The sequence below is a fragment of the Shinella sp. WSD5-1 genome, from assembly GCF_963942435.1.
Classification (GTDB): domain Bacteria; phylum Pseudomonadota; class Alphaproteobacteria; order Rhizobiales; family Rhizobiaceae; genus Shinella; species Shinella yambaruensis.
Window position 1 is genome coordinate 91,878 of sequence record NZ_OZ012606.1, and the last position, 24,739, is coordinate 116,616.

The following is a 24,739-nucleotide window of genomic DNA, read 5'->3' on the forward strand; positions in this document are numbered from 1 at the left end:
CCCCTTAATCGGCCGCGTTGGCGGCGTTCTGAATGGATGAGAGATTGTCACTGACCGAGCGATCCGAACCGCCGGATGAGAGGATTTCGCTGTCGGCGTCGGCGGCCGCGACGACCGCGCAGCGCGGCCAAGCCTCGCGCGGCACCTTCGTCGCCTCAAGGATGGCCGGATCGCAGCTATAGGGATTGACCTTGCTCTCGGACTTCAGCGTCTTGGTGGTCTCGGACGTTTTCGAAAGCCGCATCTGCATGCGCGCCTGCAGCAGCTTGTTGAAGAGGTTGCGGGCGGTGATCAGGTTGTTCAGAAGCTCGGCATTGACGGCGCGCGCCTGTGTGTTGTCGTCCCAGGCATCCTGGTAGATTTCAGAAGCGCCAACGGATTCCGACAGCGCATCGATGCGCCGCCCCGCCTCCTGGACGCGCGCCGTGCTCGCGTCGATCCCGGAAACCGCCCGGTCGACGGCGCCGGCCGCGGCGCTGTTCGAGCTGCGCGTGGCGCCTGAACCATAGTCCACGTAGGACTTATACGAGGGCGAGGAGATGTCCTCGATGTTGGAGCCGCCGGCATAGGCGTTGAACCAGGTGTGGTTCCGTCCAACTTTTCCGGCCCAGTTCTTCTGCTCGGCGACGGTCGATCCATTATACCAGGAGGCAAGGCACGCATAATCGGTGCTGCCGCACTTGTTGACGCCCATGCCGAGGTATTTGACGCCACCTTCGATGTTTTCCTCGTTGATGTCGCGGTCGAAGCCCATGCCCTTACCGGTCCGTTTCGTCAGCTGCATCACGCCCTTGACGCCGGTGGGCGAACCCGAGCACGTCGAAATCCCGGACTCGGCGTGGGCGACCGAAAGGGCAAGGCCGACGGGAACATTGTGCTTTTTCGCATAGTGCTTGATCAGCTCGACGTTCTTGGCATCCTCTTTCACCGCCTGCGCCGGCGAGCGATAAAGCCGTCGGTTCTTCTCCTTCTGGGAGATGTTGCAGTTGGTGACCTCCTGCTCCTCGAGCTGCTGACCTTGAGTTTCCGTATCCTTCTTCGAGTGCTCCTCGTCCTCGGCACGCTTGTCCTTCACATCGTCGTCGATGACCGGGATATCGGCCCATGCCGGCGGCGTCGGCGCTCCGGCCAATGTCGCGGACAGCAGGAGAATGATCGCTCTATGCATCGGTCGCCTCCGGGATGGTCCAGCCGCAGAAGTGGGGAAGCCAGGCCGCCGGTGCCTCGCCATAGGTTTCGCGGAGCGTCTGGCACTCGCGCACCGTCTCCGGCCGCCCGGAAAGCACCTTCACCAGATCGGGCATCGCCGAGAGGTCGAGCCGGGCGATGATCGAGTCCTGCGCATGCTTTATGAGAAAGGTGCGGCTGGCCTTGTCCGCCTGCTTGACAAAGCGAAACTCCTTCTCCGACAGGCCGAACGCCGTGCGGTAGCTTTCCTCGTCGGCGGAGGCGTTCGGAAAGAAGATGTTGGTCATCGTCTGTTCGATGATGGTGTTGCGCAGATCGGATCGCACGACGTCGGCCGCCGATTGCGTGCCGAAGCCGACGATGCCGTTCATCTTGCGGATGGTTTTGAGCCAGTCCTTGATGAAACCCGAGAACACCTCGTCATCGAGCAGCCGCCAGCCTTCGTCGAGGAAGATCATCGACGGGCGGCCATCGAGGATTTTCTCGATGCGATGGAACATATAGAGGAGGGCGGCCGAGCGCGTGCGCTTGTCCGAGAGGATCTCGGTCATGTCGAAACCGATGACCGAGCCGTCGAAGTCGAGCTTGTCCGTTGGGTTGTTGAACAGCCAGCCCTTGTCGCCCGTGGTCCATTCCTTCAGCCGGTCGGCAAGATCGCCGATCCCCGAACGCATACGCCCGCGCATCGCCTCGGCAAGCATGTCGAGCCGACGCTGCGGGCGCTCGAAGTCGGTATAGATACTGTCGACCGCATCGGAGATGACGGCCATCTCCTCTGCATTGAGCACGCGGTCTGCCGGCGTGACGAGATAGGAGATCAGCGTCTTGCCGAAGCTCCGGTTGGCGGGTGTGTCTTCGAGCTGCAGCGGCGCAAAGCCGGTCGGCTCACCGGGCGATAGCCGCTCATAGCGACCGCCCATCGCCCGCACGAAGATCTCGCCGCCGCGGTCCTTGTCGATGAAGACGCAGCGCGGTCGTGGCTCGACGCGCATGCCCTGGGCGAGCAGGAAGGACAGCGCAACCGTTTTACCGGATCCGGTCGGGCCGATGACGGTGAAGTTGCCGACATCGGCTTCATGGAAGTTGAAGAAATAGGCCGTCTGGCTGGTGGTCTCCAAGAGCGAGATCGGCAATCCCCAATGGACCTTGTGCGTCTGCCCGGACGGGAAATTATGCGCTGAGAACAGGCCGGCGAAGTTCACCGACGAGATCAGGCCCTGCCGGGCGATATAGGCGAAATTCGTCGGCAGTTGCGCCCACCAGGCCGCTTCCTGATTGAGGTCCTCGCGCACGGCGACGACGCCCATGCGCGCCAGTTCGGCGGTGACGTCGGCCACGGCACGGTTCAGCCGCGGCAGGTCGCGCTCGAGCACCGCGACGGTCATATGGTGCTTGCCGAACACGACTTCGCCGGAAGCCAGCCGGTCGCGCGCCGTCTCGATATCGTCCTCGACGGTCGTGCCGGCGTCGTCGGAGTTGGAGATCTGCCGGCTGATCGTGGCGATCGCCTCCGTGACCGTGGTGCGGTCCTCCGGCGCGAAGGAATGGGTGAGAATGAACTCGTAGGGAAGACGCAGCAGGCCGTCGAGCTGGCCGGGCGTCGTCATCGGCGGGTATTCCTTGATCGACACCATGGCCGCGACCTTCGACGTCGCGCCGTCGGCCGACCAGATCTCCGTCGCCTTGCGGCCGAACATGATCCGCCCGGTCCCGACATAATCGGCGAGCGACATGCGGGGCAGGGGCATGCTGCGCTCATCGCCGGCGGCGAGGATTTTTGCGAAGAATTCGGCCGGTTCGGAAAAGAGACCGCCATCGCGCGTGACGCAGGAGAGTATCTCGGGGCGATAGGTGCGGAAATCGCCGACGATGCCCGAGACCATATCCTTGAGATCGCGCAACGCCTCGCCCCGGGCCTCTACCTCGTTGTCGGCCATGCGGAAGATGTCGAACATCCGGTCGACCTTGCCGGCGCGCCCGGTCATGGGGCGTCGGATCACCGTCAGGTACAGTTCGTTGACGAACATCGTCCGGTGCTGGAGGCCGTCCATGTAGCGGGCGTTCAGCTCGTCAGCGAAAGGATTGTCGAAATCGCCATCGATGGCAGGTGCGATCTTGCGCCGGATGATGGTGGCATAGAGCGCGAAACGTGAGGAGCCGAGCGAACGGACCGTCATGTTGCGGTTGGCGAGCCGCGCATTGATCTCGGCCTGGTCCATGGTCTGGTAGGGCAGACCGGACAGCCGGATCACCTGCAGCAACAGGCCAGATTTGGTGACGATGGTCTCCTCATCGACATGGCGAAGATAGGGTACATGCGTGCCGATCCCCAGATCGCGGGCGCGCTCGCGTCCGAACTTCAGGTCGTGATTGACGATGTTCATGGGGCGTAGCTCCCCGCTTTCCAGAAGCGCCGGTTGCGGATCGCGCGGCGCATCGAAAGAAACACCTGCGCCACGCGGACGATGTGGATGTCGCGCTGGCACAGGTAGAGCCCGATGAAATGGACGGGCAGGACGACCAGCGGCGCGAGAAAGCTCGACGATGCGATGAAGATGACGATCCCGAAGATGCCGTTCACCACGAACACGATGATATCGACCCCGAAATATGTCGGCGGCCGGGTCAGCGGCTGGATGAGCGGTTCGACATCGGGCGCATCGTCACGCATGTCAGACACCCCCTGCTGCCTTCATGGCGTCGACCAGTTCGGCGGCGCCGAAGATGATGGCGATGCCGATGACGATGGAGATCGCGCCCTGCCAGGCCATGCGGCCGGTCAGGAACAGGAAGCCGAGAAAGCAGACGGCGATGATGGCGAGTGACCGCGCGACACTGCCCTGCAGGACACCGACAAACCATTCGAGGATGCCTTCGACGGGCGCCGCCGATTGCGCATAGGCGAGTTCTGGAACCAGGGCGATCGTCGTCGCGAGCAGTGCAAGCGACAGGACGGCCTTGCCGCGCGGGCGCGGCGTGATCGGGGTATTGCTCATGCGAAGTCCTTCGTGTCTTGGGAGGATGATCGGGGGACCGGCGCTATTCGGCGGTCCAGACGTGCTGGTCGCGCCAGGGCGAAGGCGCCAGCGCAACGGTCTCTTTTCGGGGGAGGCGGTTTCCGGCGCGCTTTTCCTGCGCCACTGAGGCCTTGGCGTTCAGCGTCCAGCGGTTCATCACTTTGACGATGTACTGGGCGGTCTCGTTGAATTCAGGAATGCCGCCCTTCTGGTAAACCCGCTCCGGGCCGGCATTGTAGGCGGCGAGCATCAGCAAGGGATCGTCGAACTCCCCGTAGAGCTTCTTGAGATAGCGGACACCGGCGCGGATGTTTTCCTCCGGGTCGCAACGGTCGGTCACGCCATAGTCGGACGCGGTTTCCGGCATCAGCTGCATGATGCCGACGGCACCCGCATCCGAGACCTGGTGCTGACCGCTGGCGCTCTCGACGTCAACCACAGCGAGCGCCAGATCGAGGTCCAGGTCTTCGTTGGTGGCGATGGTCCTCACCATCTCCAGAACGCGGTTCGTATCGACCGGATCGCAGGCTTGCGCGGACAACGCCGAGGTGGCGATAAGGAAGAATAGGACGGTGGTTTTCAATTCGATTGTCCGGGTTGCCGCATCGATGAATAAACTATAGTTTATTCGTATGGGATTCCCCTGTCAATTCAGAAATGGCTATTTCTGCTATGTACAAACAACTCAAGGTTACGGCCATTGCCGCATGCCTTTTGGTAGGTGGCGCGGGTTTCGCGATTTCGCAGGATGAAAATCCCTATGGGGAACCCTCGCCAAACTACCTTCGCCAGTACCGACAAGATGGGGTGAGGACGTTCGTGCTGGAACGCTTTGACGCCGATGGAAGGCTTGTCGCGCGGTCTGTGGCAAGGCTGGAAGGGAAGGTTGCAATTGAGGGTCCGGTCGAGCGAACGATCGGGGGCCAGAAGATCGCTCTGCGCGGCCTGACCGCCTGTCCGACGGACAAGGTGATCTATAACCGTGTGCAGTCTTGGAGCTGCGCCGATGCGGCGCGCGACTATGCCGAGGCGGTCTATAACAGGCGCGCCAGCGTCATTCTCTGCAAGACCCAGCTGCTGACGCCCGTGGCTGGCGAGACCATTCCGGCGTCATGTTTTGTCCTTGTCGGCGGTCACGGCGAGCCGTTCAGAACCGTCAACGACGACGACAGCATGGTTTTCCTCGGCCTCGCGGCAATCGGACGGACAGACGACGGCCGATCCCGCCGACCGGACCTCGAAGCATCGCAATCGCTTTCACGATCGATGGGATTCCAGAATGCGGATTGAGTTTTCCCTCGCCATGGCCCTGCTGCTGGCGACGACGGCGCGCGCGCAGGAGCAGACCATCTCGTTTCCTGCGGCGGTGAGTTTTGAAACGGGCGACAGCTGGCAGTACGAAGGCCGGAAATTCAGGCTGTTCGGCGTGCAAGCGTGCATTCGAGGAACGGCCTATCATGCTCCCGATGGAACGGAAAGCGATTGCGGCATGCAGTCGATTGCGTCCCTTGCAGCGCTTTTTTCGACCGGTTCGATTGGTTGCCAGTCCGTCGGCCGCGCCAATGACGATGCGTCCTTTGTTGTCTGCGCCGCCCAGCTCGACAATGCCACTGTCGACGTCGGGACAGCGCTCATATCCTCTGGCGCTGCATTTGCCGCCGCGTACCCTTCAGGCGCTCCGGTGTCCGCTGCCTATGCGGTTGCCGAGGCCATCGCCAAGGACAACGGAAGCGGGCTATGGGCGGGGCGGTTCGCCCATCCTGTCTCCATGCTTCTCGACAAGCGCTGACCAAATGGCCGTGAGGTCGACCTGAAGGCACTCCGCAATCGTGCCGATTTCCTTGACCGTCAGACGATGCCAGGCGTCAGACTGAAGATATTCCAGCCGCTCTTCCGCTATACCCGTCGTTTCCGCGAATTCAGGAAGCGTCGTCCCTCGGCGTCGAAGTTCCTCTGCGAGGAATCGCACGAGTTCGGCGGCACTCTCATTGGCCATTTGCGGTCATCCTTTCCTGTCCCCGTCGAACAGCGCCGACGATGAGGGAATCGTTCGATCCCTGTACGTGGAGTATGGCGGAGCAGCGTTCGATAAGGTGATGGCGGAACGGGCGGATTTGATTCCGCCAGCTCATTGGGCGCGCAACTCCTACACGAGTCAAAAACGGCGTTTTCGCGGCGGAGCAGCTTTAACGTTGGTGAAAGTGTAAAATATAATTACTGTTGTGACTCGCTTTGCCAGGAAGCGAGCAATGGAGGTTCCATGCCGTAGACAAAATAAAAACCCGCCTCGGAGAGACGGGTCGAGTGACACACAAATGTGCGCAAAAGTCTTATAGCCACTGGTTTTTTTGCACAATGACGCCGCCGCTGCAAGCTAATTCTTGCCTCGGATACGTGTGTCCTACGCTCTGGTTCCTCCCTGACATCATCGGAATGGAGAGATCATGCTTGCCACGATCCGAACGGCCTATGGGCCGAACCTATTGGCGCGCCTACTTGCAGCGGATACGCACGAGCAGGTCGATGAATGCGCGAAAGCGGCCTGGGTACTGAACGGCGAAGGACTGATCGCCGACGAAGAGATGGAATATCTTGCCCCTGTCATCGAGCACCGGCGGATGTCGATCAGCACAGTGATGCGAACGGTTCGGGCGAAGGGATGCCCCCGTCATTGCCGTCCGGCGATTCCTTTGCAGAAGCGGGCTGCTTGCTGGCTTCGCCGGCGGGGGCTCGCCAAGGACTGCATCATTCCAACGTGCCTGGCCCGAGACTTCACAGTCAGCAAGCTGGCGGTGCTCTCCATCATTGCGCAGGCGGTCATGGAACGCGGCAATTCGACGATGTCATTGCCCGAAATCGCTGCGCGTGCGGGTGTCGGATGCACGACAGCGCGTTATGCCATTCGCGATGCTGCAAGGATGGGCCTTATCAGCGTTTCCGAAAACCGCGTCAACGGGTTCTGGAACCGCCCTAACACGATCAAAATTGTATGCGGTCGATGGCTTCAATGGCTGAAGGCACGCGCCGGCTATGGCGCTGCGCGGAAATCGGCCGGACGAGCGACGGCTGGTTGCCAATTTACCCCCCTCAGAAATCTGATCCCCACGATTGAAATTGTAAGATTCAACCCACAGAGCACGATTCTACAGGATCCAAGAGAGGGCACTTCTGCGCCAAGCTGGAGGGGCTGCATCGAGTTGCGCAGCGGAGAGGTGCTGCTGGAATAGGGCTTAGAGCGTCGGCATCACCTGTTTTGGCGTGTTGAGGGCGAATCTAATCGAACATTTTCTGGGCAATCAGGTGAACGACCTCGCCTTCACGCTGGATCCGGCCGTTGATCGCCATCATGGACGAGCCGAGCACGACGTGCCGTCGCCGCTCTAACAGTTTTGGCCAGACGACGACATTCGCGGGGCAAGTCTCGTGCTCAATTGTGATGAACTTGACGCCCTTGGCGCTACCCGGCTTTTGCCGGACCAGCACCAGGCCGGCGGTCATCAGCCACCGCCCGTCGCGCGCCAGCATCGCCTTCTGGCAAGTGACTGTCAAATGTCGCCAGGATTTGAAGCGCTTTGTGAGTTTGTCGCGACCCACGAATAGCAATAAAATTGCCTATGATCCCAAGCCTTTGCGTCGCTTTAGCCGGGGCAAGGCCAAATGAAAAACTGGTCATATCCGACCGATATCAACAGCCGTGGGGAACGGTCGCCCGGCTTCGCTCGCCGTGTGATGCTCGCCCTCGCGGGCTTGCCATCTTCGTGGACGCGGCAGTCATCGTCGATGAAGATCAAAGTCGCGGGGTCGAGGGTAAGTTGGTCGTCGAATCAAGATATGCGACGGCGCGGGACATCGGGCGCTGCTGCTCAGAGGCGTGTGCCGTCTTTTCTGAACATAATGCGTCGGCAATCGAGGAAAGCCAGACCGTCGAGCGTGCAGCCTCCACACTGCGCTGAAAGGCAAGGCGTCGCCAATCTCGGCAGGCTTTATATCTGGCGCCGCATCGACAAAGCCGAGGATGAAAGCCTCGTGAGCCTCAGGCTTCGAGCGTGAACGCTCGCCCTGCTTGCGCGCCTCCGTCTAGTCAGTCTCACGATAGCGCCGATACCAGGCCCCAGCCGTTGCGATTCCGACACGGACTCAACCCCCGCCTCTCGCGTTGAAACTCCCTCTTCGATCGCCGCAATCGCTCGACCGCGAAGGTCCACGCTAAGGCTCCTCGTCGAATGACCACCTGGCAACTCACCAGCAGTTGAGAACCAGACAACGCCGGCGGCGTGAATCCTCAAACTGACTCTGCCTTCATCGAAAATGCTTGTCTTATAACTTTCGCTGCCGAATGGGCGAAGAAGGGTCCGCTGTGAGAGAGTAGCCGCCCTCCCTCAGCGGCGAGGGTCGGATCGTTGAAATGCAGACCGTTTGACGGGTCGAGCTAGAGTTTGATCGCCCTCGTCTTTCTCTTGAGGCCTGAACGGATACCCGCAGCTCGGCTGCGGACGACAAGCACAGGACAAGCGAAAGATGACAAAGGATACCATCGGGGTCGACATCTCGAAAGACCATCTCGACGCCTACAGGACGAGCGACGGCAAAAGCCGGCGTTTTGCCAACGACACCGCCGGCCATCGGGCCTTCCTGGACTGGCTGAGCCAGCCCGACGCGCACATCGTCTACGAGCCGACCGGTCCCTATCACCGGGCCTTCGAGAGAAGGCTGGCGGATGTGGGCTGTGCGCTGGTCAAGGTCAACCCACGCCAGGCAAGGCGGTTCGCCGAAGCCACGGGAAAGCTTGCCAAGACCGACCGGCTCGACGCTGCCATGCTGGCGCGCATGGGTGCTGTACTCGACCTCGACGCGCGGCCGGTGCGTCGTCCGGTCCTCAACGATCTCAAGGACCTGCACATGGCCCGCGAGGCGCTGGTGAAGAACCGCACGGCCGCCAGGAACAGGGCCAAGACGCTGACCCTTGCCATCCTCAAGCGTCACAACGCGGAGCAGCTCAGGCAGATCGGACGCCAGATCGCCGCCATCGAGAGCGAGATCATGGCGATCGTCAAGGCCGATCCGGACCTCGCCGGCCGCTTCGACATCCTCGTCTCGATCCCGGGCGTCTCGACCATAACCGCCTTCGCCCTGATCATCGACATGCCCGAGCTCGGAATGCTCGAAAACGGCGCGGCCGCCTCTCTCGCCGGCCTCGCCCCCGTCGCACGCCAGTCCGGCAACCGGGCCGCACGCGCCTTCATCCGCGGCGGCCGCGCCAACGTCCGCCAGGCGCTCTACATGCCGGCCCTCGTCGCCATGCGCTTCAATCCGGAACTCAGGGCAAAGTACCACCAGCTCAAAGCGGGCGGCAAAGCCTCGAAGCTCGCAATAACAGCCATCATGCGAAAGCTCATCGTGCTGGCAAACGCCCTGCTCAAGGACCGTCGGAAATGGACAAAATCATTTCCTTCACCAAAACGGATACTCTAGGCTTGAGCACCCTATCGCGTTATCGGACTTGTAGGTATTCATTTTCAGAAGCCAGGATAAAAGAGCTGGAAAAGGCCGCCGCCCACATGATCGGGGTCAAGGACATAGTGGGCGTCTTGAAGCCGGCTGTGGCCAAGGTGCTTATAAAGGCGCTGCGCGGTCGACCAATCTGCCGATCCATTTCCACACGCACGACTGGGCCGGCATTGCTGCCCCGACGGTGCTCGCGGCCGTGGAAGCGGCGACGGATGCGTTTTCCGGCAAGACGTCGCCGCCCTGCCTCGGCTCGATTGTGGACGCATTAAAGGCGTTGATCAAAGGAGGCAAGTTGCCTCTCTCGAAATATGGTCTGGCATAACCGATTTGCCACGTATTCGGTTGTAAACCTCCTCCGTGCTCATCGTTATTGACTAGACAATTTGCATGGTTCATGAAGGTCGAGCTAATAATCTCTGGATGGCACTTTTCATGGCACATCACGTCGAAGAACCCTGGCATACGCCTCCACTCGATGGTGAGGGGCCATTGTTCAAGCAGATCGAACGCGCGATCAGGTCCGAGATCATGAGCGGGCGGTGGCCGCCGGGACATCGCATTCCACCCGAATTCACCTTCATGGACGCGTATTCGACGACGCGTGCGACCGTCAGCAAGGCGCTCTCCAAACTCTCCGAGGCCGGCCTTCTGGATCGCAAGCGCCGGCAGGGCACGACCGTTGCCAGATCGACGGAGACGCACGCCGTCATCGGCTTTCTCGATGTGCGGCAGGAGGTGGAGGCCAGAGGCCGGACCTATACCTATAAGGTGCGCAAAACGCTAAAGCTGAAGGGCGAGAGCGTACTCGACATGTGGCCTGCGATCGCCTCCGACACCCCGCTCCTCAAGCTCCAAGCAGCTCATTGCGGCTTCGGAAAGGCGGAAGTGCTTGAGGAACGATACATCAACCTTGACGCGGCACCGGAAGCCATCACTACCGACTTCGAAGCGGAAATGCCCAATATCTGGCTGCTGGCCCGGCTGCCGTGCACACGGTTACGCCACACTATCCGGGCCACGGTCGCCTCTGCTCAGGAGGCCGAACTGCTGGATGTGGCGGAAGGATCGGCGTTGCTCATTTCTCTCCGGCAGACATGGGCGGAAGATCTTCCGGTGACGTCCGTCAAGTTGATATATCCCGCCGAACAGAACGAGTTCGTCGGCGAATTCAATCCCCTTCAGCCATGACGACCAGACTCGCGCCCGGCGCCCTCGCGTGCATGAAACGAGATAGGGTGGTCGCCATCGGCGGAGGACGCGATCTTGTGTTCGTCGCGACCAAGCTCTCCAACGTCGTCTATTGTTCCGGCTATCGAAGCATGGCCTACGATACGGATCCCGGTCATAGGATGGCGGTGGTCTTCGATTGCGACGAGATGATCCTCGTGGGTCCCGTCGCGGATTTCTGGGGTGCTGCGGAGTTCTCCGCAAGGCCGTTCATTTACATGGGATATGGACGCTTCTTCTTCGATGATGCAGCTGAGCTAACGGACGGAGACATTCGGTTCGAGCCGTTTTCGGACTTCGATGCAGCGCTTGCGGCAGCAATCGACAGGCTTTCAGGGGGCAAGAAGCGCGTGGCGTTCGATGCCGATCCCACGGCATTCGCCTCTGCTTCGACCCTGCCTGCTCTTGCTCTGACAAATGCGGGAAGGATCTTCCGCAGAGCGCGGTCGGTCAAGAGCGCCGCCGAGATCGGCTTGCTCCGCAACGCTACAAAGCTGACAGAGCAGGCTCTGTCGCTGTCGCTGGCGAATGCGCGGGCAGGGGTGAGCGAGGCGGACGTCGCAGCCGATATCACCGCTGCCATGATCCGAGAGGGCGTTCGCCCCGGTTTCGTGGTCGTCACGTCGGGACCTAGGGCAGCGCTCGCGGATGCCTACGCGACCCGTCGGATCCTGCATCCGGGGGATATCGTCCGCATCGATATGGGCGGAACGGTCGAGGGATATTGGTCCGATACGGCCTGCACCGCCGTGGTGGGCGAGCCATCGGAGGAGATCGTCAGCGTCAGCGCCGCACTGCTGGCGGGACAAGCCGTGGCTCTGGAACAGGTTCTAGCCGGCAAACAAACGGCGGAAGTATTCCATGCCACGGTGGATGCGACACGCGCTGCTGGCCTTCCTCAGTTCCGGCGCCACCACGTCGGTCACGGCCTCGGACTGGATTCGCATGAATTCCCGACCATTGGCCCTGATCGTTCCGAGCCGCTCGTTCCGGGAATGGTGATCAATGTCGAAACCCCCTACTACCGCCCCGGCTGGGGCGGTATCATGTACGAGGACACGTTGATCGTGGAGCAGAACGGTGCCGAGCGCCTGACGACACTCGACAATCGTCTGGTCATACTGCCTGCCTGAAGCTGTTGTGACTGCGCGCCAGGATCGCGAGTGTCGCCTCCACGAAGGAATCGATCTCCTCGACGGTGTTGGCCAGCCCCGGTGACAGGTGAATGCCCGTCATAGACGCATCCTCCTCCATGGTGAAGGCCTTCACGTGGATATCGAACTCATCCAGCAGCACGCGGGCAAAATGCTCCGCGTCCATGCCCTCGACGACGAAGCCGCCGAAACTGGTTCCGGGAGCCGCGTCAATATCGGTCAGGAGCCGGATTCGCTCGTGGTGGCGCAGCCGCGAGGCCCAGCGATCCCTAAGATAGCGCAGACGCGCGGATTTCTCGGCTTGGCCGATATCCCGGTTGAACGAGATCATTTCGGGAATCGAGGCGGGCAGCGCCTTGAACACCGTTCCGACTTCTTCGAACTTTTCGATCGAGTCCGCCGGCTTGTTGGACCAGCTCGCGAAGAGGGGCCAGATCTTCGCAATCTGATCCTTGCGCACGTGCAGGAAGCCGGTTCCCCTCGGTCCATACATCCACTTGTGCAGGCAGGCCGCATAGCCGTCGCAACCGAGATCGTCCAACTTAAGGTCAAGATGACCGGCCGAGTGGGCGCCGTCGACGAAGGTGAAGATGCCACGGCTGCGCGCCAGTTCGCTGATTGCCTTCACCGGCAGAACCAGACCGGTCCTTGCGATGACGTGCGGGACGGAGAGCAGTCGCGTCTTTTCGCTGATCGCGTTTTCGAAGGCGGTCAGAATTTCCTCTTCGCTTGCAGGGCCGAAGGGCAGTTCAACGAGCTTGATCGTGATGTCGTCACGCCGTGCGCGCTGCCTCATGATCGCGAGGTTGGAATCGTAGCAGAACTTTGTCGCCAGCATCTCCTCGCCCGGCTTCATGTCAAAGCCGTTCAAGACCGTCGCGATGCCCTCCATCGCGTTGCGGGTCAGGGCGATCTCGTTTGCGGAAGCGCCGAAATAGTCGGCGAGCAGGCTTCGGATCTCCACCGAAGAACCGCTCTCTTTCAGTGCCTTGAAGGGCTCGTATTCGTCGAGCTCGTAGGAGAGCGACAGATCGACCAGCGCTCGAACCTTCTCCCTGACGGATAGGGGAGCTGGGCCTCGGCGGGTGTTGACGAGCTGGGTGTTGACGTAGAGCGGGTCCATCGTTTCCCGGACGGAAAGCCAGTAGGCCTCGTCGTCGGGGGCCTTCTTCAGATGTGAGGTGTTTCCTACCGATTGGTTTGTCATTTTTTTGTCCTCTCGCAGATGCGGCCATCAGCGCGCATGCATGGGTTGGATGTCTCGCTGGGCGGGAACTGAATACGGACGGGCTTGCCCCGCACCCTCGGCATAGAAGCCTTCGGCCAGCACACAGCTTGCACTGTGGGACGGCGTCAGAGCGAACCGTGGCGGGACCGCTGTCGCGCAAACGTCTGCCGCATGCGGACAGCGGGTTCTGAAGCGGCAGCCGGAAGGCGGATTGGTCGGGCTCGGAATGTCGCCGAAAATCTCAGGGGGCTTGCGTGTCGCCTCGATCCGGGGATCCGCACTCGGGATGGAGCCCAGAAGGGCCTTCGAGTAAGGGTGGCTCGGCCGGGCATAAAGCTCAGCGGATGTGGCCTCCTCGATGATCTTTCCGAGGTACATCACATAAGTTCGACTCGTTGCCTGACGGACCAGCGCGAGATCGTGCGCAATGAAGAGGCACGCAACCCCGAGGTCCTTGTGAAGGCTCAGAAACAGGTTCATCACCTGAGCCCGGATCGAGAGATCGAGCGCGCTGACAGGCTCGTCACAGATCAGGACCCGCGGCTCCACCGCCAGCGATCGTGCGATCGCCACGCGCTGCCGCTGGCCGCCGGACAGCTCCCGCGGATAGCGCTCGGCCAGCGCATCGGGAAGGCCGACCTGGTCGAGGAGGATACGGGTCCTGCGGCGCTGATCGGCTGGGTCGGAGACGCCCATGATGATCAGGGCCTCTCCGATCGCCTCTCCAATCGTCTGCCGATCGTTAAGGGAGGCGTATGGATCCTGGAAAACGTACTGGATCGCACGACGTCGCTTGCGAAGCTCGGCGCCGCGCAGGGTCGACAGATCGACGCCGTCAAGCAAAATCCGACCGGATTGCGGTCGCTCCAGCCCTACGATCGTGCGACCCAGTGTCGACTTCCCGCAACCGGATTCGCCGACGAGGCCAACCATCTCGCCGGGGGCAAGCGTGATCGAGACATCGTCCACGGCCGAGATCCACTTGCCTCGTTCAACGCTCTTGAAGCGGGTCACGAGGTTGTCGACGCGCAGCAGCGGCTGGGGTTCAGGCATGGGCTGGCTCCTTCAGACGAAGTTCGTTGACGACATGGCAGGCGGTCGCGGAGACGCCGGGCGTGGACAGCAGATGCGGAACGGCCCTGGTGCAGGTTTCGATCACCAGCGGACAGCGCGGGGCGAAGGCGCATGCCTGAACCGGCGCGCCGAGAACGGGCGGTGCGCCCGGCAGTCCGCGGAAGGCAGAGCCGGGCGGATCCTCGGGACGCGGAAGTGCTGCGATGAGGCCTGACGTATAGGGATGCCTCGGCTCGAGTAGGACCTGTTCTGCCGTCCCGTATTCCGCCACGCGTCCGGCATACATGACCGCCACTTTCGAGGCGGTACTGGCGACAACGCCCATGTCGTGGGTGATCAGGACGATCGCCATGTGCAGTCGCCGCTGCAGGTCCTTCAGGAGCGCGATGATCTGCGCCTGCACCGTCACATCCAGTGCAGTCGTCGGCTCGTCGGCGACGAGAAGCTTGGGCTCCCCGGCAATGGCGATCGCGATCATCGCGCGTTGACGCAGTCCGCCGGACAACTCGTGGGGATACTGGCGTAGCCGTGTCTCGGGATCGGACATCCTCACTAGCTTCAGCAGTTCGAGCGCAAGCGCCTCGGCCTGCATGGAGGTCAGTCCGAGATGAAGCTCGCCGACCTCAGCAATCTGCCTGCCGACCCTCAGAGCCGGGTTGAGTGCGCTCATCGGATCCTGGAAGATGGTGCCGATGCCGCCGCCGCGGATCTTGCGTAACTGCGCGTCCGGCATTCCCACGAGTTCGGTACCGTCGAAGAGAATGGAGCCGTGGATATCAGCCACGACCCCGGTCGGCATGAGACCAAGAGGGGCGAAGTTCGATACGGTCTTGCCGCTGCCGCTCTCGCCGACGATCGCCAGCGTTTCCCCCGCCTTGACCGCGTAGCTGACGTCATCGACCGGACGAAGCGCAGTTCTGGCGGTGAACAGGTCTACGGTCAGATTCCTGACTTGAAGGAGATCTCCTGTCATTGCTCAGCCCTCGTCCAGTTGGAAGCCAGCATGCGGCGGCTGGCAAGGGTGCTGCGCGACAAGGGTGTCGGCACCCGGTTGAGCGCGATGGATTCGCCGAGCAGATTGAAGCCGATCACGACGGCGGTCAGGACGAGGCCAGGAAGGATCACCTGCATCGGTACCGTTTCGAGATAGGGGAGTGCATCGACCAGCATCTGCCCCCATTCTGGCGTCGGCGGCTGGATGCCGAGACCGAGAAAGCTCAATGTCGCGATCGAAAGCGCCACCGCTCCAGCATCGGCCGTCGCATAGACCAGCACGGAACCGACGGTCGTCGGCAGCAGATGGTGGAAATAGATCCGCATGGGACTTGCGCCCAGCACCCGCAGGGATTCGATGTGAGGGCGGTTCATCACGCCAACGGCTACCGCGCGGCTGATGCGTGCACTGCCCGGCCACCATGCCAGAGCAAGCGCGAAGATCATGTTCCAGTAGCCGGTTCCGAAGATGCCGATAACGGCCAGCGCAACGATAAGGCTCGGCATTGCCAGGCCGACATCGACGATCCGCATCAGCACTTCCTCGACCCAGCCGCGCTTGTAGCCGGCGATCGTTCCGATGGTGATGCCGACGGAGAGCGCGATCAGCAGCACGAGGCACATGCCGACGAGCGATGTCCGGGCGGAAACGATCAGCCGGCTCAGTGTATCCCTGCCGAGATGATCGGCGCCGAGCCAATGGTCCCAGGAGATGCCGGCATGGGCGGCAAGCAGGTCCTGGGTATTGGGATCGTGCGGGGCGATGTAGGGGGCCAGCACGCCGAGCGTGACGAACAGGCCGACGGCGACCACCGAGACCCGAGGCAGTTGGCGGAGCGACCGTGCAAAGTCTTGGAGAATCCTCATGCGTTGGCTCCCTGACGACGGAGTTTCGGATCGGAGAACATCATTGCGATGTCCACGAGCAGATTCAGGATGATGAAGGAGGTGAGGAAGACAAGGAGGCAGGCCTGGACGACCATGAAGTCGCGAAACAGCACGCCCTGAAGGAAAAAATCGGCGACGCCTTTCAGTGCGAAAAGCGGCTCCACGACGACGGCGCCGACGACCATGGCGCCGCCCTGCGCGCCGAGTGCGTTGATGTAGGTCGGCGCAATGTTTGGAAGCGCGTGCCGGAAGATGATACGCCCGCGCGACAGGCCCTTGGCCGATGCCGTCAGGGCAAACGGCCGGGCCATGGCTTCCTCCAGGCCGACGCGCACGACGCGGCTGAGCACGGCTGCGGGCAGGAGGCCGATTGTCATCCACGGCATGATCCAACTGGACAGACCCGCGCTGCCGAAAGTCGGCAGCAATCGTAGCTCCACGGCCAACCCGTATATGAGGAGCGCACCGACGAAGAAGGACGGCATCGAAGCACCGAGCAGAGCGATGACGCGGCAAGCCGCGTCACCGATGCGTCCCGGCATGAGCGCCCCGATGAACCCGAGCGCGAAGCTCAGGACCATCGCGAAGAGCGCGCCGCCGGCGACAAGAATGCCGGTGACGTGCAGGCGCCCCGCCAGAGACAGGCCGATGCTCTCGCCGGTCTTGTAGGAGATGCCGAGGTCGCCCCTGAGGGCGGAGCCGAGCCAGTTTCCGTATCGGACGATCAGCGGATCGTTGAGCCCCAACTCCTTCTCGACCACACGGATCTGTTCGAAGGTGGCCTTCGGGGAACGCAGTTCGGCGATGAGGACGGCAACGTTACCAGGCGCCGACACCACCAGGGTGAAACATAGCATGGTGGCGAGCACCAGCAGCACCGCCGCGTTGCGCAGGCGGATGGAGATCAACGTACGCATGGCATGGTCCTCAGGTGTTGAGCGCCACGCCCTGATAGGGCAGGTCGTACTCGGTGGAAGGCACCTTGAAGCCGGTCACGCGATCGGTGTGCGCCCAGATCGCGGGGATGTAGAACAACGGCATGCAGGAGACCTGCTGGTGCATATAGTCGTAGATAGCCTGCGTTGCCTGCTCCACTGTGTCGTCCGAGGCCGACGCGGCGGCGTTGACGAGCGGATCGAGATGGTCGGGATCGATGACCAGCTTTCCGTCCACGCCGTTGTCGTAGGTCGACAGCAGCAGGCCGATGATCGTGCCAAAGGGCTCGTAAGGGGCACCGAATGTGGTGAACAGCGCAATATCGAAGTGGCGTGCCGGGATGTCGGAATGACGGGAGGCGTGGTCGACCGAGCGAATCTTGATGTCGATGCCGATCTCGCCGAGCTGCGCCTGCATCACTTCCGCGAGCGAGCGCGATCCGGCGAGTTGCTCCTCGCTCACGACGACTTCGATGCTGAGTGGCTTGCCATCCTTTTCTCTTATGCCGTCGCCCGTCCAGCCGGCCTCATCGAGGAGCTTGCGCGCGGCGTCCGCGTCGCGCTCCGGTGCCGGGAAGCGCTTTCCAGCGAGGGGAACGGTTTCGGGGAAGATGTTTCCGGCCGGCTTGGCCAGACCCTTGTAGAGAACCTGCGAGATGGCCTGCCGGTCGAACCCGATGTTGATCGCCTGGCGCACCTTGAGATCCTTCAGGGCGGGGTTGCGGTCGGGATTGAGTCCGGCGACGATGGTCGATGTTCCCTGTTCGACGATGACGGGCACGCCTGCGGCCTGGAGGGTGACGGCTTCGGTCGCCTTGATCGGCGCGACGAACTCGCCGCCGGTGATGTCGATGTCTCCGGCGCGTATGGCTGCCATGCGACTACGCGAATCCGGCAGGACCTTGAACTCGATGTGCTCGTAGCCTGGCTTGTCGCCCCAGTAGTCTTCGAAGCGCTCGAATACGCTTCCCTCGTTCGTGGCCTGTTCCTCTGTCCAGGCCCCGGTACCGACTGGCTTCTGGTAGTTGCCTTCAGCATCGACCGATTTCGGGCTGAGGAACCGGGAGGGCCGCACGTAGGAGAATTCGTTGAGGAGACCGAGGACCTGCTCCTTGAAGGTGATCTCGACGGTGTAGTCGTCGATGATCTTGTGGCCGTCGAAAAGACGCGAGGCATTCATCCACCCGTTGCGTCCCTGGCCGATCCAGCGATCGAGGTTCCAGATCATGGCCTCGGCATTCCAGGGTGCGCCGTCATGGAACTTGACGTTCTCGCGGAGCTTGAAGCGAAGCAGCTTGCCGCCATCCTCGACCTGCCATTCGGTCGCAAGTGCCGGTGAGAAAGTGCCGCCATGCTCATAGCGCAGCAACGGTTCGAAGATGAGATCCTGCGCCGCCCACAGGCCCTTGAAGGCATGTGGATTGAGGTCGCCCGCAGGCTTTGCCGCTGCCACCCGGAGGACGCCGCCTGCGCCGTCCTGTGCCAGGGCGGAGATGGGATTGGTCGCAATGATGGCCGCAATACCGGCCATCCCTTTCAGGATGGTTCGTCTGTTCGTGTGCATCTTGTTCCCCTTGCTACGCTTCGTGACGTGCAAATCTTATTGACTAGACAAACGGAAACGTAATCCAATTCTAATTGTCTAGTCAATAGCCTTTCAGAGGCATTCATGTGGCATGATCGACTCGCAAGCCTGTAGCGGACGGCCGAAGCGTCAGTGACGGCTGAGTCTGCGCTTCGACGATGGCGTCACTCGACGGAGGGGCTGAATCAGAGCAGCCGACGACCGTCTCGACACGCCGGAACGGAACGGGTGTTTGGCAAGTGGTGGAGGGGAGCGCCTTTGAGCTGAGAGCGGTCCGTGACGACTCAAACGTTAACAACGGGGAACGATATCGCTTTTGGGTTATCGTTGTAGGGGATGGCGTGATACCGACTTAAACCACAAAATCGTTCTGTATCGGCGACAGTTCCATAATGAAGGTTATGCTATATGTTATAACGTTACGGTGGATTCAAGTTTGAAGTGCGACTTGCGAATGATGCCAATGGGTTATCTATCGCAAGGACGCTGTCATGAAACACACCTACTCCCATCTGGACCTGAACGAACGCCGCAGGATCGCGCGCTGGCGTCACGCCGGCCTGAGTATCGATATCATTTGCGGAGAAGCTTGGACGCCATCGATCGACGATTTTCCGCGAGGTACGGCGTAACGTCTATACCGACAAGGAATGGCCAGAGCTCAGTGGCTACCATTGCGTGACGGCGCATGACATGGCGTGCGAGCGTCGGACCAAGCTCAGGAAGCTTGCCCGCTTCTTGCATGTCCGCCAGTCCGTCATCGAGCGGATCCTGCACGGCTGGTCGCTGCAGCAGATCGCCGGCCGTATGCGACTGGAGCGCCACCCGATCTCGGTCAGCCACGAGACGATCTACAAGTTCGCCTATTCGGCGGATGGTCACGCCATCAAGCTTTGGAAACACCTGCCGGAACACCGTGCCAGACGCCGGCCGCGGCATGCCAGGCGCCGGCATGGCCAGCGCTTCAGCCCGGATCTCAACATCCAGCGCCGACCGGACGTGGTCGCCGATCGCAAGCAGTTCGGACACTGGGAATGCGACCTCATCCAGTTCCGCCAGAAGTTCGGCAAGGCGAACGTGACGTCGCTGGTCGAGCGGGTCAGCCGTTTTGCTGTTCTCCTGCGCAACAACGACCGGCAGTCGCGGCCGATCATGGAGCGCCTCATCGGCGCGCTTCAGACCCTGCCCCACCGCGCACGCCGCTCGATCACCTTCGACCGTGGGACGGAGTTCCGCGACCTGGTTCTGCGACCCACAATCGCCTTGGCAAAAAGGCACCGTCGAGAACACCAACGGTCGGGCCAGGAAATGGCTTTCGAGGGATGTCGATCCACTCTCGATCACCGACCAGGACCTGAAGGAAATTTGCGACCGCCTGAACACGACGCCGCGCAAGTGCCTCGGCTACAAGACGCCGGCCGAGGTCTTCCGTCAGAAGCTGCTCGCACAGATGCGATCCGAAGGATAGGATCATCGAGCCTGCAAGTCGCGCCTCGGCTTGAGCTCACATACAAAATCGGACGGGCTTGCAAGATGCGGGACCGATTGTAAGTGTTCACGGCTAGCTTGATCGCACGCGTTCAAGGTTCGGCTTTTCCGTCATGAACACGATGCAGCCCGACGGACTTCCTCAAAATCAGGTCCACCTCCGAAATTTCCCTTGTGGGTTCCCTGTTGCCGTTTGCCTCGACGGCATCGATCAGGATTTCGGCAAGGTGCTCACCCGCCTCACGCACGGATCGATAGGTCGCTGTCAACGGCGGGTCGAACTCCGCCGGCTTAATGCCGCGGAGGCCGTCGTCGTGACAGACCACGGATATATCCTGCCCGATCCGAAGTCCGCGTTCGGCCACTGCACGATAGACGCCCTGAGCCAGAAAGACCGAGCCGCAGAGAAATGCCGTCGGGGACGCCTCCTTGGCCAGTAGTTCGGTCGCGAGTTCGTAGCCCGACTGTATTGTCATCGGTGTCTCGAACATCAAGTTGGGGTCGGGAACGCGACCTCGCGCGGCAAAGGCTCTGTGATAGCCTTCTCTTCGCGCATGCGCATAGCGGAAGCGCAGAAAGGAATTCAGGACCGCAATCCGCTCGTGGCCATAATCGAGCAGCAACCCTCCAAGCTTCTCGAAGACGGCCGTGTTGTCGATATCGATGAAGGAATATGGAAGATCGACGTCGCTTCGGCCGTGGACGACGAAAGGAATTCCGATATCGCGCAGCAGCGAAATGCGGGGATCATCGACTAACGGGCGGGTGATGATGATGCCGTCGACGATCTTCGAGGTTGCCAGCTTGCGAAGAACCTCCTGCTCGTTGTCGGAAAACGGCGTCAAAAGAAGACTGTAATTGCGCCGCGTGACGACGTCGCTGATCCCGGTCAGAACATCGACGAAGTTCGTCTGGGCCAATTGCAGCCGTTCGAGCGGGAAAACGAGGCCGATCGCCTCGGTCCGACCGGTAGCAAGTCCGCGAGCGCGGGCGTTGGGACTGTAGCCCATCTTCTCGGCGGCGGCGATCACGCGCGCCCGTGTCTTTTCCGGGATCGAGTGATGCGCGCTGAGGGCGCGGCTGATCGTCGACTGGGCCAAGCCCAACTCCTCGGCCAAGGTTTTGAGATCGATCCGCTGCGTCTTACGCAAGGGCTTGCCTTGATCATTCATTTTTTCGCTTCCGTTTGCGCAGCTTTTCAAACTTCCTGGAAAGCTACCATGTCCGAATTGTAGCTAAGAGATAAGCTGAATCAACATTTTAATGCTGATATCCATGCATTCTCGCGACTTATTGACAAAATGCTTATCTTCTGGCTTTTTACGCAAGCGCTTGCGTAGCGCTGTGGAGAGATCTCAAAGGGAGGAATGGCGATGCTCAACGCGTCGACTCGTGGTCTGTTCTCATCGGTAAAATGCTGTCAGCCGGAGCGCTCGCGCTCGGCCTTCTCGCCGCCCAGCCGGCCGGCGCCGTCGAAATCGAATATTGGCAATATGTCTTCGAGAGCCGCGTCCAGGCGATGGACGAGCTGATCAAGGAATTCGAGGCGGAAAACCCCGACATCACCGTCAAGCAGGTGACCTTCCCCTATGCCGACTATCAGACGCGCGTCGTCGCGGCGAAAGCCGCCGGCAAGGGTCCGGACGTGGTGCAGCTCTTCTACGGCTGGCTCGACAATTTCGTCGCCGGCGGCCTCGTCCAGCCGCTTTCGAAGGAAAAATTCCCGGCGGCCGATATCGAGAAGGACTTCTTCCCGATCGTCTCGGCGATGAAGCGCGGCGAGGACTATTACGGCCTGCCGACCGCCGTGCGCTCCATGGCGCTGTTCTACAACAAGAACCTCTTCAAGGACGCCGGTCTCGATGCGGAAAAGCCGCCGCAGACGCTGGACGAGATGCTGAAGGCCGCCAAGGCGACGACGAAGCAGGACAGTGCCGGCAATTTCCAGACGGTCGGCATGGCGCTCGACATCGCCCGGCAGGACCATAACTGGTGGCGCGAGATCCTCATCCGCCAGTTCGGCGGCGCGCCCTATTCCGACGACGGTTCGAAAGTAACCTATGACAGCGAGGGCGGGCGCAAGGCGCTGGACTTCTACGTCGGCCTGCAGACCGGCGAGAAGGTCGGCCAGGAAGGCTTCATGGACGAGGGCCAGGCGGCGTTCCGCGCGGGTCTTGCGGCCATGGTGATCGACGGCACCTTCCGCCTCGCCTCGTTCAACACGATCTCCGGCTTCGAATGGGGCGTGACGGAACTGCCGGCGGCCGCTGACGGCACGCGCTCGAACTATGCCAGCTATTTCGCCAACGCCATCGGCGGCACGGCCGAGGGCGAGAAGCTGGAAGCGGCGGAAAAATTCCTCGCCTTCATCTCTTCTGAGAAGGCGATGAAGGTATGGCTGGAAAAGGTCGGCGAACTGCCGGCGCGCAAGTCCGTCGCGCTGTCGGAGGCGAACCTTGCCCATCCGGTCTACGGCCCGTTCATTCGCGGCCTCAACTACGCCCACACGACGCTGTTCGTTGACGAGGCCGCCCAGCGGCAGATCACCATCGACATGGTGAACTCGGTGCTGCTGCAGGGCCAGCCGGTCGCCGAGGCGCTGAGCGCGGCCTCCGCGAAAGAGCAGCAGCTTCTCGACAAGCGCAAGGCCAACTGAGGATCGAACCCATGTCGCTCAATCAAACGGCGGCCGCTGCGGGGCAAAAGCCCCGCGCCTGGGACCGCCTGTCCATCTCGACCAAGCAGATCATCTGGGCCTGGACCTTCCTTGCCGTGCCGATGCTGTTCTTCACCGTGGTCCGCTTCTATCCCACGGCGGAAGCCTTCTATCTCTCGCTGACGGACTGGGACTTTTTGCGCCCGGCAAGCTTCATCGGACTTGAGAACTACAAGACGCTGCTCACCGACCCGGTGTTCTGGCAGGTGTTCCGCAACACCTTCGCCTATCTGCTCATCGGCACGCCGATCAGCATCGTGCTGTCCTTCATGATCGCCTATTATCTGGATCGCATCGAATTCGGCCACGCCTTCATTCGCGCGCTCTACTTCCTGCCGTTCCTGACCACGGCCGCCGCCATGGCCTGGGTCTGGCGCTGGTTCTACCAGCCCCCGCCGATCGGCGTCATCAACAGCCTGCTCGGCGTCTTCGGCATTCCCGCGCAGCCGTTCCTACGCTCCGTCGATCAAGGTCTGCCGGCGATCATGGTCACAGCGATCTGGGCGGGCCTCGGCTTCCAGATCATCATCTTCCTGGCGGGCCTCCGGGCAATCCCGGCGACCTATCACGAGGCGGCGCGCGTAGACGGGCTCGGCGAATTTGCCATCCTGCGCAAGATCACCCTGCCGCTCCTGAAGCCGACCACGGTCTTCCTCGTCGTCTTCTCGTCCATCGGGTTCCTGCGCATCTTCGACCAGGTCTACAACATGACGAGCAACGACCCCGGCGGGCCGCTTAACACCACCAAACCCCTCGTCCTGATGATCTACCAGACGGCCTTCTCGTCCTACCAGATGGGCTATGCCGCCGCGCAGACCGTCGTCCTGTTCCTGATCCTGTTCGCCATCTCGATGGGACAGCTCTGGATCCTGAGGAGCCGCTGACATGAGTGCCGTAACCGCAACCAACAATACCGCCTTCCGTTTCCGGCCGGGCATCGTGATCGCCTGGACGCTGCTCTTCATCGGCGGCGTCATCATGATCACGCCGCTGCTCTTCATGTTCTCGACCTCGCTGAAGTCGGCGGGCCAGGTCTATGACCTGCGCCTCATCCCGGCCGCCCCGACGCTCGACAACTATATCCGCGTGCTCTCGGACGGCCGTTTCGTCCGGTGGTTCCTGAATTCCAGCCTGATCGCCGTCGTCGTCACGGCGTCCTGCCTGTTCTTCGACAGTCTGGTCGCCTATACGCTGGCGAAATTCGACTTCGCCGGCCGCAAGCTGATCTTCCTCGCCATCCTCTCGACGCTGATGATCCCGACCGAGATGCTGGTCATCCCGTGGTATCTGATGTCCAGCAAGTTCGGCTGGCTAGACGGCTACTGGGGCATCATGTTCCCCGGCATGATGACGGCCTTCGGCGTCTTCCTGATGCGCCAGTTCTTCGAGACCGTGCCGAACGACTTCCTCGAAGCCGCGCGCGTCGACGGGCTCAACGAGTTCCAGATCTGGTGGAAGATCGCCATGCCGCTGGTGACGCCGGCCCTCTCGGCGCTCGCCATCTTCACCTTCCTCGGCAACTGGACGGCGTTCTTCTGGCCGCTGATCGTGACCACCGACAAGGACCTCTACACGCTGCCGGTCGGGCTTTCGAGCTTTGCCGTCGAGCAATCCATCCAATGGGAAATGATCATGACGGGGGCGGCCATCGCCACCATCCCGACGCTGCTCATCTTCCTCTTTTTCCAACGCTACATCGTTCGCGGCGTCATGCTCGGCGGCGTGAAGGGATAAGATC

21 protein-coding genes and 3 pseudogenes are annotated in these 24,739 nt (G+C 61.5%); 11 read left to right on the top strand and 13 right to left on the bottom strand.

Annotated elements, in window-relative coordinates:
• Positions 1-4: 4 nt before the first annotated feature.
• The 5 genes from AABQ55_RS36665 to AABQ55_RS36685 are packed head-to-tail and all read right to left on the bottom strand — an operon-like array spanning position 5 to position 4,788.
• A complete protein-coding gene (locus AABQ55_RS36665; RefSeq protein ID WP_272809630.1) occupies positions 5-1,168 on the bottom strand; it encodes a transglycosylase SLT domain-containing protein in 1,164 nt (387 codons plus the stop codon).
• A complete protein-coding gene (locus AABQ55_RS36670) occupies positions 1,161-3,572 on the bottom strand; it encodes a VirB4 family type IV secretion/conjugal transfer ATPase (protein WP_272809631.1) in 2,412 nt (803 codons plus the stop codon). The genes AABQ55_RS36665 and AABQ55_RS36670 overlap by 8 nt, the downstream gene beginning before the upstream one ends.
• Complete coding sequence (locus AABQ55_RS36675; RefSeq protein WP_137934773.1) at positions 3,569-3,859, bottom strand: type IV secretion system protein VirB3; 291 nt, start codon at positions 3,857-3,859, stop codon at positions 3,569-3,571. Before AABQ55_RS36675 ends, AABQ55_RS36670 begins: the two co-directional genes overlap by 4 nt.
• Before the next feature lies 1 nt (position 3,860).
• Positions 3,861-4,184 carry a TrbC/VirB2 family protein gene (locus AABQ55_RS36680; RefSeq protein ID WP_203320554.1) on the bottom strand — a complete coding sequence of 108 codons (324 nt, stop codon included), beginning with the start codon at positions 4,182-4,184 and terminating at the stop codon, positions 3,861-3,863.
• A gap of 43 nt (positions 4,185-4,227) precedes the next feature.
• The gene (locus AABQ55_RS36685; protein WP_272809632.1) at positions 4,228-4,788 is read right to left on the bottom strand and encodes a lytic transglycosylase domain-containing protein; all 561 of its coding nucleotides are present in this window, start codon (positions 4,786-4,788) and stop codon (positions 4,228-4,230) included.
• An 89-nt stretch (positions 4,789-4,877) separates the two neighbouring features.
• On the opposite strand from AABQ55_RS36685, the gene AABQ55_RS36690 reads away from it, so the two are divergent.
• The 3 genes from AABQ55_RS36690 (at position 4,878) to AABQ55_RS36700 (ending at position 7,432) form a co-directional block, all read left to right on the top strand.
• Complete coding sequence (locus AABQ55_RS36690; RefSeq protein ID WP_272809633.1) at positions 4,878-5,495, top strand: hypothetical protein; 618 nt, start codon at positions 4,878-4,880, stop codon at positions 5,493-5,495.
• Positions 5,485-5,994, top strand: coding sequence for a thermonuclease family protein (locus tag AABQ55_RS36695; RefSeq protein ID WP_272809634.1), 510 nt, complete (start codon positions 5,485-5,487; stop codon positions 5,992-5,994). Before AABQ55_RS36690 ends, AABQ55_RS36695 begins: the two co-directional genes overlap by 11 nt.
• A gap of 655 nt (positions 5,995-6,649) precedes the next feature.
• Positions 6,650-7,432, top strand: a complete 783-nt coding sequence (locus tag AABQ55_RS36700; RefSeq protein WP_272809635.1) for a hypothetical protein — start codon at positions 6,650-6,652, stop codon at positions 7,430-7,432.
• A gap of 49 nt (positions 7,433-7,481) precedes the next feature.
• On the opposite strand, the pseudogene AABQ55_RS36705 reads toward AABQ55_RS36700, so the two are convergent.
• Positions 7,482-7,748: pseudogene (locus tag AABQ55_RS36705) on the bottom strand (hypothetical protein); the annotation flags it as partial.
• A gap of 975 nt (positions 7,749-8,723) precedes the next feature.
• On the opposite strand from AABQ55_RS36705, the gene AABQ55_RS36710 reads away from it, so the two are divergent.
• The 4 genes and pseudogenes from AABQ55_RS36710 (at position 8,724) to AABQ55_RS36725 (ending at position 12,073) form a co-directional block, all read left to right on the top strand.
• Positions 8,724-9,677, top strand: coding sequence for an IS110 family transposase (locus tag AABQ55_RS36710; RefSeq protein WP_272809636.1), 954 nt, complete (start codon positions 8,724-8,726; stop codon positions 9,675-9,677).
• Between the two features lie 62 nt (positions 9,678-9,739).
• Positions 9,740-9,984: pseudogene (locus AABQ55_RS36715) on the top strand (hypothetical protein); the annotation flags it as partial.
• Positions 9,985-10,145: 161 nt separating this feature from the next.
• Entirely contained in the window at positions 10,146-10,901 is a 756-nt protein-coding gene (locus tag AABQ55_RS36720; protein ID WP_338341968.1) for a UTRA domain-containing protein, read from the top strand.
• 47 nt (positions 10,902-10,948) lie between these two features.
• A complete protein-coding gene (locus AABQ55_RS36725) occupies positions 10,949-12,073 on the top strand; it encodes a M24 family metallopeptidase (RefSeq protein WP_272809638.1) in 1,125 nt (374 codons plus the stop codon).
• Here AABQ55_RS36725 and AABQ55_RS36730 read toward each other — a convergent pair.
• The 6 genes from AABQ55_RS36730 to AABQ55_RS36755 are packed head-to-tail and all read right to left on the bottom strand — an operon-like array spanning position 12,057 to position 18,776.
• Entirely contained in the window at positions 12,057-13,301 is a 1,245-nt protein-coding gene (locus tag AABQ55_RS36730) for an aminotransferase class V-fold PLP-dependent enzyme (protein ID WP_272809639.1), read from the bottom strand. The two genes, AABQ55_RS36725 and AABQ55_RS36730, sit on opposite strands and share 17 nt — an antisense overlap.
• Positions 13,302-13,328: 27 nt before the next feature.
• Complete coding sequence (locus AABQ55_RS36735) at positions 13,329-14,375, bottom strand: ABC transporter ATP-binding protein (RefSeq protein WP_272809640.1); 1,047 nt, start codon at positions 14,373-14,375, stop codon at positions 13,329-13,331.
• The gene (locus tag AABQ55_RS36740; RefSeq protein WP_272809641.1) at positions 14,368-15,369 is read right to left on the bottom strand and encodes an ABC transporter ATP-binding protein; all 1,002 of its coding nucleotides are present in this window, start codon (positions 15,367-15,369) and stop codon (positions 14,368-14,370) included. Before AABQ55_RS36740 ends, AABQ55_RS36735 begins: the two co-directional genes overlap by 8 nt.
• Complete coding sequence (locus tag AABQ55_RS36745) at positions 15,366-16,256, bottom strand: ABC transporter permease (RefSeq protein ID WP_272809642.1); 891 nt, start codon at positions 16,254-16,256, stop codon at positions 15,366-15,368. The genes AABQ55_RS36740 and AABQ55_RS36745 overlap by 4 nt, the downstream gene beginning before the upstream one ends.
• The gene (locus tag AABQ55_RS36750; protein ID WP_272809643.1) at positions 16,253-17,194 is read right to left on the bottom strand and encodes an ABC transporter permease; all 942 of its coding nucleotides are present in this window, start codon (positions 17,192-17,194) and stop codon (positions 16,253-16,255) included. Before AABQ55_RS36750 ends, AABQ55_RS36745 begins: the two co-directional genes overlap by 4 nt.
• Before the next feature lie 10 nt (positions 17,195-17,204).
• A complete protein-coding gene (locus AABQ55_RS36755; RefSeq protein WP_272809644.1) occupies positions 17,205-18,776 on the bottom strand; it encodes an ABC transporter substrate-binding protein in 1,572 nt (523 codons plus the stop codon).
• A gap of 512 nt (positions 18,777-19,288) precedes the next feature.
• Here AABQ55_RS36755 and AABQ55_RS36760 point away from each other — a divergent pair.
• Positions 19,289-20,265, top strand: a pseudogene (locus tag AABQ55_RS36760) (IS30 family transposase).
• Positions 20,266-20,377: 112 nt separating this feature from the next.
• Here the strand turns inward: AABQ55_RS36760 and AABQ55_RS36765 are convergent.
• Positions 20,378-21,457, bottom strand: a complete 1,080-nt coding sequence (locus AABQ55_RS36765) for a substrate-binding domain-containing protein (RefSeq protein ID WP_272809645.1) — start codon at positions 21,455-21,457, stop codon at positions 20,378-20,380.
• Positions 21,458-21,699: 242 nt separating this feature from the next.
• Here AABQ55_RS36765 and AABQ55_RS36770 point away from each other — a divergent pair, with 242 nt between their 5' ends.
• The 3 genes from AABQ55_RS36770 to AABQ55_RS36780 are packed head-to-tail and all read left to right on the top strand — an operon-like array spanning position 21,700 to position 24,735.
• A complete protein-coding gene (locus AABQ55_RS36770) occupies positions 21,700-22,941 on the top strand; it encodes an extracellular solute-binding protein (RefSeq protein WP_272809646.1) in 1,242 nt (413 codons plus the stop codon).
• A gap of 11 nt (positions 22,942-22,952) precedes the next feature.
• Positions 22,953-23,885, top strand: coding sequence for a carbohydrate ABC transporter permease (locus AABQ55_RS36775; RefSeq protein WP_272809647.1), 933 nt, complete (start codon positions 22,953-22,955; stop codon positions 23,883-23,885).
• Between the two features lies 1 nt (position 23,886).
• Positions 23,887-24,735, top strand: a complete 849-nt coding sequence (locus AABQ55_RS36780; protein ID WP_272809648.1) for a carbohydrate ABC transporter permease — start codon at positions 23,887-23,889, stop codon at positions 24,733-24,735.
• The last annotated feature ends 4 nt before the right edge of the window (positions 24,736-24,739 follow it).

Excerpts from the sequence above, each read along its gene's own strand:
- AABQ55_RS36710 (WP_272809636.1), top strand. The coding sequence starts at position 8,724 with ATGACAAAGGATACCATCGGGGTCGACATCTCGAAAGACCATCTCGAC.
- AABQ55_RS36720 (WP_338341968.1), top strand. The coding sequence starts at position 10,146 with ATGGCACATCACGTCGAAGAACCCTGGCATACGCCTCCACTCGATGGT.
- AABQ55_RS36675 (WP_137934773.1), bottom strand. The coding sequence starts at position 3,859 with ATGCGTGACGATGCGCCCGATGTCGAACCGCTCATCCAGCCGCTGACC.
- AABQ55_RS36775 (WP_272809647.1), top strand. The coding sequence starts at position 22,953 with ATGTCGCTCAATCAAACGGCGGCCGCTGCGGGGCAAAAGCCCCGCGCC.
- AABQ55_RS36670 (WP_272809631.1), bottom strand. The coding sequence starts at position 3,572 with ATGAACATCGTCAATCACGACCTGAAGTTCGGACGCGAGCGCGCCCGC.
- AABQ55_RS36740 (WP_272809641.1), bottom strand. The coding sequence starts at position 15,369 with ATGACAGGAGATCTCCTTCAAGTCAGGAATCTGACCGTAGACCTGTTC.
- AABQ55_RS36680 (WP_203320554.1), bottom strand. The coding sequence starts at position 4,184 with ATGAGCAATACCCCGATCACGCCGCGCCCGCGCGGCAAGGCCGTCCTG.
- AABQ55_RS36765 (WP_272809645.1), bottom strand. The coding sequence starts at position 21,457 with ATGAATGATCAAGGCAAGCCCTTGCGTAAGACGCAGCGGATCGATCTC.
- AABQ55_RS36690 (WP_272809633.1), top strand. The coding sequence starts at position 4,878 with ATGTACAAACAACTCAAGGTTACGGCCATTGCCGCATGCCTTTTGGTA.
- AABQ55_RS36755 (WP_272809644.1), bottom strand. The coding sequence starts at position 18,776 with ATGCACACGAACAGACGAACCATCCTGAAAGGGATGGCCGGTATTGCG.
- AABQ55_RS36730 (WP_272809639.1), bottom strand. The coding sequence starts at position 13,301 with ATGACAAACCAATCGGTAGGAAACACCTCACATCTGAAGAAGGCCCCC.
- AABQ55_RS36700 (WP_272809635.1), top strand. The coding sequence starts at position 6,650 with ATGCTTGCCACGATCCGAACGGCCTATGGGCCGAACCTATTGGCGCGC.
- AABQ55_RS36750 (WP_272809643.1), bottom strand. The coding sequence starts at position 17,194 with ATGCGTACGTTGATCTCCATCCGCCTGCGCAACGCGGCGGTGCTGCTG.
- AABQ55_RS36735 (WP_272809640.1), bottom strand. The coding sequence starts at position 14,375 with ATGCCTGAACCCCAGCCGCTGCTGCGCGTCGACAACCTCGTGACCCGC.
- AABQ55_RS36665 (WP_272809630.1), bottom strand. The coding sequence starts at position 1,168 with ATGCATAGAGCGATCATTCTCCTGCTGTCCGCGACATTGGCCGGAGCG.
- AABQ55_RS36695 (WP_272809634.1), top strand. The coding sequence starts at position 5,485 with ATGCGGATTGAGTTTTCCCTCGCCATGGCCCTGCTGCTGGCGACGACG.
- AABQ55_RS36780 (WP_272809648.1), top strand. The coding sequence starts at position 23,887 with ATGAGTGCCGTAACCGCAACCAACAATACCGCCTTCCGTTTCCGGCCG.
- AABQ55_RS36770 (WP_272809646.1), top strand. The coding sequence starts at position 21,700 with ATGCTGTCAGCCGGAGCGCTCGCGCTCGGCCTTCTCGCCGCCCAGCCG.
- AABQ55_RS36745 (WP_272809642.1), bottom strand. The coding sequence starts at position 16,256 with ATGAGGATTCTCCAAGACTTTGCACGGTCGCTCCGCCAACTGCCTCGG.